Origin of the sequence: Bacillus sp. FSL K6-1560 (genome assembly GCF_038592935.1) — a bacterium.
Lineage (GTDB): Bacteria > Bacillota > Bacilli > Bacillales > Bacillaceae > Bacillus > Bacillus subtilis.
In genome coordinates, this window is record NZ_CP151946.1 from 1,056,608 (window position 1) to 1,068,506 (window position 11,899).

Annotated in this window: 11 protein-coding genes; 7 read left to right on the top strand and 4 right to left on the bottom strand. The window is 45.9% G+C overall.

Annotation, left to right across the window (positions count from 1 at the left end):
• Positions 1 to 7: 7 nt before the first annotated feature.
• Together cotS and NYE22_RS05690 are read left to right on the top strand one after the other, a co-directional pair.
• Positions 8 to 1,063, top strand: coding sequence for a spore coat putative kinase CotS (gene cotS / locus NYE22_RS05685; protein WP_015714583.1), 1,056 nt, complete (start codon positions 8 to 10; stop codon positions 1,061 to 1,063).
• 1 nt (position 1,064) lies between these two features.
• On the top strand, positions 1,065 to 1,499 hold the full coding sequence (locus NYE22_RS05690; protein ID WP_342412376.1) for a hypothetical protein: 435 nt from the start codon (positions 1,065 to 1,067) through the stop codon (positions 1,497 to 1,499).
• A gap of 73 nt (positions 1,500 to 1,572) precedes the next feature.
• On the opposite strand, the gene NYE22_RS05695 is transcribed toward NYE22_RS05690, so the two are convergent.
• From NYE22_RS05695 to NYE22_RS05705, 3 genes are read right to left on the bottom strand one after another with little or no spacing between them, the layout of a single operon-like run.
• On the bottom strand, positions 1,573 to 2,796 hold the full coding sequence (locus NYE22_RS05695) for a glycosyltransferase family 4 protein (RefSeq protein WP_015714581.1): 1,224 nt from the start codon (positions 2,794 to 2,796) through the stop codon (positions 1,573 to 1,575).
• 2 nt (positions 2,797 to 2,798) lie between these two features.
• Positions 2,799 to 3,749: an NAD-dependent epimerase/dehydratase family protein gene (locus tag NYE22_RS05700; RefSeq protein ID WP_124047995.1), complete on the bottom strand. Its 951-nt coding sequence runs from the start codon at positions 3,747 to 3,749 to the stop codon at positions 2,799 to 2,801.
• Positions 3,746 to 5,032, bottom strand: coding sequence for a UDP-glucose/GDP-mannose dehydrogenase family protein (locus tag NYE22_RS05705; RefSeq protein WP_101502222.1), 1,287 nt, complete (start codon positions 5,030 to 5,032; stop codon positions 3,746 to 3,748). Before NYE22_RS05705 ends, NYE22_RS05700 begins: the two co-directional genes overlap by 4 nt.
• 171 nt (positions 5,033 to 5,203) lie before the next feature.
• Between NYE22_RS05705 and NYE22_RS05710 the strand changes: the two genes are divergently transcribed.
• The gene (locus NYE22_RS05710) at positions 5,204 to 6,022 is read left to right on the top strand and encodes a UTP--glucose-1-phosphate uridylyltransferase (protein ID WP_049140990.1); all 819 of its coding nucleotides are present in this window, start codon (positions 5,204 to 5,206) and stop codon (positions 6,020 to 6,022) included.
• Between the two features lie 8 nt (positions 6,023 to 6,030).
• On the opposite strand, the gene NYE22_RS05715 is transcribed toward NYE22_RS05710, so the two are convergent.
• Complete coding sequence (locus NYE22_RS05715) at positions 6,031 to 6,750, bottom strand: yteA family sporulation protein (protein WP_003229046.1); 720 nt, start codon at positions 6,748 to 6,750, stop codon at positions 6,031 to 6,033.
• A gap of 289 nt (positions 6,751 to 7,039) precedes the next feature.
• Here NYE22_RS05715 and NYE22_RS05720 point away from each other — a divergent pair, with 289 nt between their 5' ends.
• The 4 genes from NYE22_RS05720 to menB are packed head-to-tail and all read left to right on the top strand — an operon-like array spanning position 7,040 to position 11,856.
• Positions 7,040 to 8,455, top strand: coding sequence for an isochorismate synthase MenF (locus NYE22_RS05720; RefSeq protein WP_085187212.1), 1,416 nt, complete (start codon positions 7,040 to 7,042; stop codon positions 8,453 to 8,455).
• On the top strand, positions 8,452 to 10,194 hold the full coding sequence (menD, locus tag NYE22_RS05725) for a 2-succinyl-5-enolpyruvyl-6-hydroxy-3-cyclohexene-1-carboxylic-acid synthase (RefSeq protein WP_342412377.1): 1,743 nt from the start codon (positions 8,452 to 8,454) through the stop codon (positions 10,192 to 10,194). Before NYE22_RS05720 ends, menD begins: the two co-directional genes overlap by 4 nt.
• Positions 10,182 to 11,006, top strand: coding sequence for a 2-succinyl-6-hydroxy-2,4-cyclohexadiene-1-carboxylate synthase (gene menH / locus NYE22_RS05730; protein WP_342412378.1), 825 nt, complete (start codon positions 10,182 to 10,184; stop codon positions 11,004 to 11,006). Before menD ends, menH begins: the two co-directional genes overlap by 13 nt.
• A 34-nt stretch (positions 11,007 to 11,040) precedes the next feature.
• Positions 11,041 to 11,856 (top strand): 1,4-dihydroxy-2-naphthoyl-CoA synthase, encoded by an 816-nt coding sequence (gene menB, locus NYE22_RS05735; protein ID WP_003229054.1) that lies wholly within the window; start codon positions 11,041 to 11,043, stop codon positions 11,854 to 11,856.
• Positions 11,857 to 11,899 lie beyond the last annotated feature (43 nt).

An 11,899-nucleotide genomic window follows, 5' to 3' on the forward strand; every position in this document is an offset into this window, starting at 1 on the left:
GAACAGAGTGTACCAAAAAGAGCATGAAGAACAGATTGTGTCCGAAATTCTCAGCTATTATCCTTTTCATATTGACAATGTGGCGCTGAAATCGAACAAAAGCGGACGCAAAATCTGGGAAGTCGAAACTGATCATGGCCCAAAGCTGCTAAAAGAAGCGCAAATGAAACCGGAGCGGATGCTTTTTATCACTCAGGCACACGCCCATTTACAAGAGAAAGGGCTGCCGATAGCACCGATTCATCAAACAAAAAATGGCGGGAGCTGCTTGGGCACGGATCAGGTTTCTTACAGCTTATATGACAAAGTGACAGGAAAAGAAATGATTTACTATGATGCAGAGCAAATGAAAAAAGTCATGTCATTTGCCGGCCATTTTCATCATGCCTCAAAAGGATATGTTTGCACAGATGAAAGCAAGAAGAGAAGCAGGCTGGGAAAATGGCACAAATTGTACCGATGGAAGCTGCAGGAACTTGAAGGGAATATGCAGATCGCGGCATCCTATCCTGATGACGTATTTTCGCAAACTTTCTTAAAACATGCTGATAAAATGCTGGCAAGAGGAAAAGAAGCTCTTCAGGCGCTTGATGACTCAGAATACGAAACCTGGACAAAAGAAACGCTCGAGCATGGCGGATTCTGTTTTCAGGATTTTACATTGGCACGTTTGACAGAGATTGAAGGGGAGCCTTTTTTAAAGGAGCTTCACTCGATTACCTACGATTTGCCGTCAAGAGACCTTCGTATTCTGCTGAATAAAGTGATGGTTAAGCTTTCTGTATGGGATACTGATTTCATGGTTGCACTGCTTGCGTCCTACGACGCAGTGTATCCACTCACAGAAAAACAGTACGAGGTACTTTGGATTGATCTCGCGTTTCCGCATTTGTTCTGTGCAATCGGGCACAAATATTATTTGAAGCAAAAGAAAACGTGGTCAGATGAGAAGTATAACTGGGCGTTGCAAAACATGATTTCTGTTGAAGAATCTAAAGATTCGTTTTTGGATAAACTGCCGGAACTGTATAAAAAGATAAAAGCGTATCGGGAGGCGAATTGACATGTGGTCATCGAGACAAAAAGCCTCTATTTCTAAACTGGATCTCGACCAATTCGTATTTACACCGCCTGGACCGATGGGATGGCAGGCTCATGACTCAACCTCAGCTGAGAAGGAAGAAGAGGAGAAGCATTTAGATGTGGGCAGCATTCGAGAGCTCCCTCACATCAATGCACCGAAAGAATATCAAGAAGAAACGAAGGAAAAGGAAACAGATCACAAAATCGTCGATGATGAAGAAGAAACGAAATTCGAAACCATTCTAGAGCCTGAGGAGGAACGTGATTCGAAACGCTCAGCGCCCCCATATGTAGAAGAAGAGGAGGAAGATGAAGAACCAGACTTAGCGGAGGAAGCTAGAGTGGAAATCATCATTCTTCCAAGTGAATCTAAACCAGCTCCATGGTTTTCTCAAACCGTAAAGCGCAAGGCATAAAGTCATATTTATGCCTTTTTTCATGTTCTCTGCAGCAAAAAAACAGCCCGTTTTGCAACACGAGCTGTAGGTTTTATGTTTTTGCTTTCACAAAAAGCTGATTGATAGATGATAAATCAAAATTTTGCGTCAGAAAAGGCGGCGGAAATTGTTTGTTTTTCGGAGTGAGAACGGATTGGTAAACAGTATTGAGCCTTTTGGCCGCATGGGTAAAGGTAAATAAAGCTTCTACATGCTGTCGGGCGTTTTTTGTCATTTTGCTCATTAATTCTTGATCTGTAAAGGCTCTGTCAATTGCTTTTGCAAATGAAGAAGGTTTGTTGTATCTGTCGATGACAAGGCCGGTGACTTCGTCTTTTACGACTTCTCCGTTTCCGCCCCGGTTTGTGGTAATTAAGGGCGTGCCGGCCGCCATTGCTTCATAATTCACACGGGCGAGGGGTTCGTTCCACTGAGAGCTGCACACAAATACATCTGCCATCAGAAAAAGGTTTGGGATGTCGTCAGCGGGAATGAATTTTGTAAAGATTATGTGGTCTCTGTATGGCAGCGCCAGCGTGCGCAGATAGGTTACATATTGGTTTTCGCTGTCATCGCTGAACCACTTCCCGCCTGCTATGACCAGTACAGCATCAGGGTGCTGCTGCAAAATCCGTCTCATGCTGTGAATGAGAAGGTGAGGTCCTTTTGTCGGGCTTAAGCGGCCGGCGAATAAAATAACTTTTTTATCTTCAATACCGTATTTTTTCCGGTATGTTTTTCTGACAGCCGAGCCTTTCATCGTCCAGACAGGCGGATAAGAGTTTAAATCAACGCCGGAATACACAACTTTTGTGATGTCCTCTGCTTCAGGGAAACGTTCAATGACGGTTTGTTTAATAAATTCGCTCACAGTTGTGATCATGGAGACATTGTCGAGTACTTCTTTTCCTTGCGCGAAGGTCATCTTTTTTTCAGAAAACATTTCGTTATGCAGGCTCAGAACGATCTTGCTGTTTGGTGAGGCTTTTTTATATAAAGAGACATTTAAAGGCCTGTTGAACACATGAATGAGGTCAAAGGAAGAGGCTCGCAGCTCTTCGGCTACCGCCTCGCGGTAATGTTCTTTTGGCAGATGGATATAATGTACGCCGTCTTTTGTTTCTCTTTTTGGAAGCGATGGATCTTCAATTGAAAAAATGGTCAGGTCGTACCTGCTGCTGAAATAGGGCGTGACACCGTCAATCATCATTTGAATAGCGCCGCCGCGTACTGCGGGCGCCGGCAGCTTTTCTGTACAGATAAAGGCAAGCTTCATTTTTATTCCCCCTGATACAGCGACGATAAATAGGCGATTTCGTTGGTCAAGCCATCCTTTAAGGATGTGGCGGGATCATAATGCAAGAGCTGCTTTGCTTTTGAAATATCCGCCCACGTGTTGCGCGGTTCCCCTGCTATTTTGTCCGAAAAGTGCAGTGTTGCTTTTCTACCGGAAATATCCTCAATGAGGGAGACAACCTTTAAGACTGAGGCACGCTCAGCACCGCCGATATTTACTGTTTCACCAATAAGGTGGGGTTTCTCAAGAACAGCGGTGATGCCTTTGACACAGTCGCTGATATAAGTGAAATCTCTTGACTGCTGCCCATCACCGAAGATGGTAAGCGGCTTTTGCTGAAGGTGCTGCTTAATGAGCCGGTGAAAAGCCATATCCGGCCGCTGTCTTGGCCCGTATACGGTAAAAAAACGGAGAATCACAATTGGAATGTCAAAGCTTTGTTGATACACATGGCAAAGCTTTTCTCCCGTAAGCTTTGTTACCCCGTACGGAGATAAAGGAGAAAGCGATGTGTTTTCGCTAACTTTTCCTTGTTTTTCGCCATAGACGGAAGAGGTGGATGCAAAGACGAACGTTTGAATAGAATGTTCCCGGCACTCCTCGAGGAGCCTTTGGAGCGCTTGGATATTATGTGCGGCATATGGGTGAAAATGACTGCCCCAGCTTGAGCGGACACCCGGTATGGCCGCCAAATGAAAGATGACGTCCACTCCTTCCAGTAAGGGAGCAAGATCCGCTGTCAGCAGATTTTCCTTTATGAACGTAAATCGCTTTTCCGGCAGCAGGTTTTTAAGGTTTTTTAATTTCAAGGAAAATGGAGTAGGACCGATAAAGTCATCGATTCCGATAACGTTATGTTTCTTATCTTTTAGTAATTCTTCGCAGAGGTGGGAGCCGATAAAGCCCGCTGCTCCTGTGACGAGTATTTTCATGGACGGCCAACTCCCGTACAGATCAGGCCGCAAGCCTCGATCAGTTCTTTTTTTAGTACGTTGCGTCCGTCAATCACAAGACGCCCTTTCATGATGCCTGCAGCCTTTTTCCAATCAAACGCTAAAAACTCGGGCCATTCTGTCGCCAAAAATAAAAAGTCGCTTTCTTCGATCGCATCAAAAGCTTGAGAATGCTGAGTTACATGCTGCCGCAAATGTTCTGGAAGTACAGCTTCAGGATCATATGCATGAACATCACATCCCAGCTCCGCCAGCCTTTCCATCAGTCTGACAGCCTGAGAATTCCTGATGTCATCGGTATTCGGTTTGAAGGAAATGCCGAGTACAGCCGCTTTCTTGCCTTGAAGTGTTTCGAAGAATGACTGTATTTTTTTGATATACAGGCCAAGCTGGGTGTCATTAATGTGCTGCACGGCCCGGAGCAGGAAGGTCTCCGTGTTTTTTTCCTGGGCAGCAAATTGCAGCGCCTGCAGATCCTTTGGAAAACAAGAGCCTCCGTATCCGATGCCTGCCTGCAAAAAGTGCTTCCCGATCCTTGGGTCTAGACCGATAGCGCGGGAAATATCTGAGATATCTGATTGATAGGCTTCACATATGCGGGCCATTTCGTTAATAAACGAAATTTTGGCCGCTAAAAAGAAATTGTTGGCATATTTGATCAGCTCTGCTCCCGCTAAGCTTGTAACGATAAAAGGGGTATCAATGTGTTTGTAAATGGATTTGACGATGGCTGCCGATACGTGATCTTCTTCCTGAACACCGATGACTGTTTTGTCAGGATGCAGCATGTCATATAAGGCATTGCCTTCCCGCAGAAACTCCGGATTGGATACGATATTAAAGAGGTTTTTAGACACTCCGGAGGCAATCAGCTGTTTTGCTATGTTTTCATTTGTCCCGGGCGGAACAGTGCTTTTCGTAATGATGGTTTTATACGATCGGATTGCCTCTCTTAAATCACCGATGACGGACTGCAGGGCTTTCGTATCAGCTGATCCGTCCGAACGCGGCGGGGTTCCGACTGCGATAAAAATAACGGGACATTCCTCCATGCTCGATTTCACTTCAGAAGAAAACGAGAGATTGCCGCAACGAAGTATTGCATCTGAAAGCCCAGGCTCGTAAAAGGGAATGACTCCTTTTTTCAGCTGCCCGATTTTTTTGACGTCTTTGTCTGTGCATATCATGTCATGTCCGATGGATGCCAGTGCCGCTGATAGGGTTAAACCGACATACCCGGCGCCAACCACACAAATTTTCATCACCTGAGCTCCTTTACAAGATTACTGGTCATATATCAATATCCTATTAAAAAAGGGCTGGTTCGTGATTCCGCTTTCTGCCCAGTTGCTTCCGCCTAATTTCAGATGTACAAACATCGGGATGCGCTCTTGGAATATCATGTAATAAACATGAGCTGAGGGGAAAATAACATGATAAAAAAAGCGATCATTCCTGCAGGCGGATTCGGCACGAGAAATCTGCCGGTGACGAAGGTGATTCCGAAAGAAATGTTTCCGGTAGGATCTAAGCCTGTGATTCATTATCTTGTTGAAGAATTAAAGGAGTCAGGCATTGAGGACATTTTGATGGTTGTATCGAGCCATAAAAATCTGATTGTCGACTATTTTGATTCCTCTTTGGCACTTGAGGCTTTTTTGGCCTCTAAGAATAAACTGCATTTGCTTAGTGAACATCCCATTCCGGATATACGGATTCACTATGTGCGGCAGCCTTATGCAAAGGGTCTTGGCGACGCCATTTCTTTCGGAAAGCAATTTGCAGGCGGAGAGCCTTTTGCCGTCGTTTTGCCTGATGATCTGATTTTTTCCGCCAATCAGCCGGCTTTGGGGCAGCTGATTGAAGTGTATACGAAATATCAGTCCAGTGTGATCGGCTTAAAAGAAACAAAAACGGAGGATTTACATCATTACGGGGTGATAAAAGGGGAGCCTGTTGAAAAAGGGCTTTATCGCATACAGGATATTGTGGAAAAGCCTAAACAAAACCCTCCGTCTCATTTTGCCGCAGCAGGGCGTTATATTTTCACACCGGATATTTTTAATGAGCTGGAGGCATTAGAAGCTGATAGCGGAGGAGAAGTACAGGTAACGGATGCGATAAAAGCTTCGCTCGGGGCATGTACCGTATACGGGAAATTGCTAGAGGGCGAGCGGTATGACATCGGCCTGCAAAAGGATTATCTGAAGCTGATTTACGATATGCTGAAAACGGAAAAGAACCCCCAATAATCGGGGGTTCAATCAGCGTGGAGATCGCCGAATGTGGTCATGATTCCCTCTTCGTCAAGTTCTTCTTCATAGCGCTCATGGGCTCTGCTTTGATAAACGGTAATTTCTTTTCCAGTGATATCTGTAGCGATGAAATTTTCGTAAGACTCCGTATTGCCGATATTCTCTTCGGCATTCATCGTCATATCATCATAGCTGAGCGGAGGGTTTTCCATATCCTGCGGCGTTTGTGAGTTCCCATATTTTTCGACATCCTGATAGGAATCCTCACTGTCATATGGCGCTCTGATTTCTTCATCATCATCAAATTCAAATTGCCCGAATGGTGTTTCTTCTTCAATCGGACGGTCTTTGGAAACCACGTCCTGTGAAGAATACTCCGCGAGGGTTGTGGCAGTCGGAAGCGCTTCAAGTCGTTCGAAAGGGATTTCCTTTCCGCTGACTTCACAAATGCCATACGTACCGTTTTCTATTGCCTTCAATGAATGCTCAATGTCCCGAAGGTGCTCTCGCTCATGCAAGTCTAGAGCGATGTCTTTCTCACGCTCGTAAAGTTCTGTCGCCTGATCGCCGGGATGGTTGTCGTATGCTGAAAGCTCACCCCACGAATCATAAGGAAATGCTGAGTTGAGCTGAAAATGATCATTGTCTTTGAAACGGTTTAAGATATCTTTTTTCGTTTGTTCCAGTTCATTTTTTAAATGCTGAAGCTGTTCTTTCGTAAGCAATGTGATCGCCTCGTTTCTCTGTGATGCATACCTTTAGTATGAACAGATCGCCTGAGAACTTTCATAAATGGCGGGTGGAGGAATATAGGAGGTTTTCCTTTTATGGTAAGCGGATACAACCTTTGCTATCAGTGGAGAAAGAAATTTAAGCTTTGTTTCTTTTTCATTTCTGAAATTAGGTTTATAATAGGTAAGGCAGGCCATTTGGACTGCATGATCTGTGTTTGACACAAAGGAGACACAGGTGTATGGTATTAAAAGCATTTTAAGGATTATGGAGGAATGTCTCATGGTGACAACGGTGCAGCGTACGTTCCGAAAGGAAGTTCTACATGCATTACATAAAGCCAAAGAAGTCAACCATGCTGTCTTAATAAGCTATTCGAGACAAATCGAGTCTCTTGACCCTCTATCATTTTTCAATTACGGAGCAAAAAAATATACAGGCAATCGATTTTTTTGGTCAGATCCTGAAAGTGAATTGACAATAGTCGGTCTTGGCAAAGAAGCGGTTTTCCAGACAAATCAAAAAAACAGCGAGCGGTATCGTGAGGTTTTTGAACAATGGGAGCGCTTTAAAAAGACGGCTTTTCATATTTATGAAGAAGAAAAGCTGCAGCATTCTGCAGTGGGACCTGTGTTATTCGGAGGATTTTCTTTTGACCCTTGCGAAGAAAGAGGTTCACAATGGGACCATTTCTCGGAAGGGGATTTCTTTGTGCCGGCGCTTATGCTGACGATGACTGCTGAAGGTCCGTTCTTAACAGTTAACAGATGGGTAAGCGGAGGAGAAGACGCAGAAGCTGTTTTAGAAGGCTTAAAAGCTTTTGCGGCGGAATTTATGGTTCCCGATTTCAAGCAAGAAGATCAGGCTGTGATTGCAGCAGCCGAAGAGCTGGATAAGGATAATTGGCTGAAAGCAATCGAAACGGCCACAAGCCAAATTAAAGAGAAACAATATGATAAGGTTGTTCTTGCCCGAGAGCTACTGCTCACGTTTGACGGTCCAATCCAAATTGAACCGGTGCTTAAAACGCTTCTGGACGATCAGCATACAAGCTATGTTTTTGCAATTGAACAAGAAGGCAAAACTTTTGTCGGCGCGTCTCCGGAAAGACTGATCAAAAGAGACGGCGGCACTGTTATGTCTTCCTGTCTGGCAGGCTCCATTAAACGAGGCGTGAATGAAGAAGACGACCGCCGGATAGGCCTTGAATTATTAAACGATGAGAAAAACCTGCTTGAGCATGATATTGTGGTAGGTATGATTCATAATGCTTTTGTATCAAGCTGTTCAGAGGTTGAAAAGCCTGATGGACCTGTTTTGTACAAAACAAAAAGCGTTCAGCACCTGTTTACGCCGATTGTCGGACAGCTGCGCGAGTCTGCATCGATTTTTGACTTAATTGAGAAGCTGCACCCCACTCCGGCGCTTGGGGGAGCACCTCAGGAAAAAGCTGTTGACGTGATCAGAGAGATTGAACCGATGTCCCGCGGCTGGTATGCGGCCCCTATCGGCTGGATTGACAGCCAGGATAACGGGGAATTCGCGGTAGCCATTCGTTCAGGGCTCATCGAAGGAAGCACAGCAAGGCTGTTTGCCGGGTGCGGTATTGTGGAAGACTCGGAACCAATCTCGGAATATGAAGAAACACAGATTAAATTGAAGCCGATGATCTCTGCATTAGGAGGTGAGAGGCGTTGACAGTCAACCCGATTACTCATTACATCGGAAGTTTTATTGATGAATTCGCCCTTTCCGGAATTACGGACGCCGTCGTTTGTCCGGGCTCAAGATCTACACCGCTGGCTGTTCTTTGTGCTGCGCATCCCGATATCAGCGTCCATGTCCAAATTGATGAAAGATCTGCCGGATTTTTTGCCTTAGGTTTGGCAAAAGCGAAGCAGCGTCCCGTACTATTGATCTGTACATCTGGAACAGCCGCGGCCAACTTTTATCCGGCTGTGGTTGAAGCCCATTATTCAAGGGTGCCTATTATTGTGTTAACTGCTGATCGGCCTCATGAGCTGCGCGAAGTAGGCGCACCGCAGGCTATTAATCAGCACTTCTTATTCGGTAACTTTGTTAAGTTTTTCACAGACTCTGCTCTTCCTGAAGAGTCTCCGCAAATGCTGAGATACATCCGAACGCTGGCAAGCCGCGCTGCCGGAGAAGCACAAAAGCGCCCAATGGGGCCTGTCCATGTGAATGTGCCGCTGCGCGAACCGCTGATGCCGGATCTTTCAGATGAGCCGTTTGGAAGAATGAGAACAGGCCGTCATGTGTCTGTGAAAACGGGTACGCAGTCTGTTGACCGCGAGTCCCTGTCTGATGTGGCTGAGATGCTCGCAGAGGCTGAAAAAGGAATGATCGTCTGCGGAGAGCTCCATAGTGATGCGGACAAGGAAAACATTATTGCGCTTTCAAAAGCGCTTCAGTATCCAATTTTAGCGGATCCGCTGTCTAATCTGCGGAATGGTGTTCATGATAAAAGCACTGTTATTGATGCGTATGATTCGTTTTTAAAAGATGATGAGCTGAAGCGGAAACTCCGTCCTGATGTTGTCATTCGGTTTGGACCGATGCCTGTTTCAAAACCGGTTTTCTTATGGCTTAGGGATGATCCGGCGATTCAGCAAATCGTGATTGACGAGGATGGAGGGTGGAGAGACCCGACACAGGCAAGCGCGCATATGATTCATTGTAATGCGTCTGTTTTTGCTGAGGAGATCATGGCAGGCCTTACTGCTGCTGCCAGATCCTCAGAGTGGCTGGAAAAGTGGCAGTTTGTCAATGGGCGGTTCCGCGAGCATCTGCAAACAATCAGCAGTGAAGATGTTTCGTTTGAAGGCAATCTCTATCGAATCCTTCAGCATCTTGTGCCTGAAAACAGCTCGCTGTTTGTGGGAAACAGCATGCCGATCAGGGATGTTGATACGTTTTTTGAAAAGCAGGACCGCCCTTTCCGGATTTATTCAAACCGGGGAGCAAACGGGATAGACGGTGTCGTCTCCTCTGCCATGGGGGTATGTGAAGGAACAAAAGCGCCTGTTACCCTTGTGATTGGAGATTTATCTTTTTATCACGATTTAAACGGCCTGCTGGCGGCCAAAAAGCTGGGTATTCCTCTTACTGTGATTCTTGTCAATAATGACGGAGGCGGGATTTTCTCCTTTTTGCCGCAGGCTTCTGAGAAGACACACTTTGAAGATTTGTTCGGCACACCGACTGGGCTCGATTTCAAGCATGCGGCTGCACTTTACGGCGGAACGTATTCATGCCCGGCTTCTTGGGATGAATTCAAAACATTTTACGCGCCGCAGGCAGACAAGCCCGGACTCCATTTGATTGAAATCAAAACGGATCGCCAATCAAGAGTCCAGCTTCATCGCGATATGCTGAATGAGGCTGTGCGGGAAGTGAAAAAACAATGGGAACTGTAAACATAACGGTATCAGATGGTGTCCGATATGCAGTGGCAGACGAGGGGCCGAATGCTTCCGAAGCCGTCGTCTGTCTGCACGGGTTTACCGGCAGCAAACAATCATGGACTTTTCTTGATGAAATGCTGCCTGATTCCCGTTTGATCAAAATTGATTGTTTAGGGCATGGGGAAACCGATGCCCCGCTGAATGGGAAAAGATACAGCACAAGCCGGCAAGTTTCTGACCTTGCCGAGATTTTTGATCAATTAAAACTTCACAAAGTGAAATTGATTGGGTATTCTATGGGAGGAAGGCTTGCTTACTCTTTTGCGATGACATATCCCGAGCGGGTATCGGCACTTGTGCTTGAAAGCACGACGCCGGGGCTCAAAACACTTGGGGAACGGCGGGAACGAATCATGCGGGACCGGAAGCTTGCTGATTTTATTTTACGAGACGGGCTCAAAGCGTTTGTTGCGTATTGGGAGAATATCCCTTTGTTTTCATCTCAGCAGAGGCTGGCTGAAGATATTCGGCACAGGATACGATCGGGCCGTCTGCGGAACAATAAGATTGGGCTTGCGAACAGTTTAACCGGCATGGGCACCGGTTCACAGCCTTCCTTGTGGAGCCGTGTAGAGGAAATAGATGTTCCTGTGCTTCTTATCTGCGGGGAGTGGGACGAAAAATTTTGCGCCGTCAATCAAGAGGTGCATAAGATGCTTCCTTCTAGTAGAATAGAGATTGTTCCAAAAGCAGGACATACGGTCCATGTGGAACAGCCGCGATTGTTTGGTAAAATAGTGAGTGAGTTTTTGACAAGCATCTGACTCATTCACATAGAGAATAAAAGGAGGTCATCATATGGCTGAATGGAAAACAAAACGGACATACGATGAGATATTGTATGAAACGTATAATGGCATTGCAAAAATAACAATCAACCGACCTGAGGTACATAATGCGTTTACCCCTAAAACGGTTGCTGAAATGATTGATGCGTTTGCTGACGCAAGAGACGACCAAAACGTTGGGGTTATCGTGCTTGCCGGTGCAGGGGACAAGGCATTTTGTTCTGGCGGAGACCAAAAAGTGCGCGGCCACGGTGGATATGTAGGAGACGACCAGATCCCGCGTCTTAACGTATTGGATCTTCAGCGTTTAATCCGCGTCATCCCGAAACCGGTTGTTGCGATGGTGTCCGGATATGCGATCGGCGGAGGCCATGTGCTTCACATCGTATGTGACTTGACAATTGCTGCGGACAACGCAATTTTCGGACAAACAGGCCCTAAAGTGGGAAGCTTCGATGCAGGTTACGGTTCTGGCTACCTGGCTCGAATTGTAGGACATAAAAAAGCACGTGAAATCTGGTACCTATGCCGTCAGTACAACGCACAGGAAGCACTGGACATGGGTCTTGTCAACACAGTCGTTCCTTTGGAACAGCTTGAAGAAGAAACGATTAAATGGTGTGAAGAAATGCTTGAAAAAAGCCCGACCGCACTGCGCTTTCTTAAAGCTGCGTTTAACGCGGACACAGACGGACTTGCTGGAATTCAGCAGTTTGCAGGGGATGCTACCCTTCTTTACTACACAACAGATGAAGCAAAAGAAGGCCGTGATTCCTTTAAGGAAAAACGCAAACCTGATTTCGGACAGTTCCCTCGTTTCCCGTGATCAGCAATACTTAGTAAACCAACAGCTTGAGACTTTGCGGTCC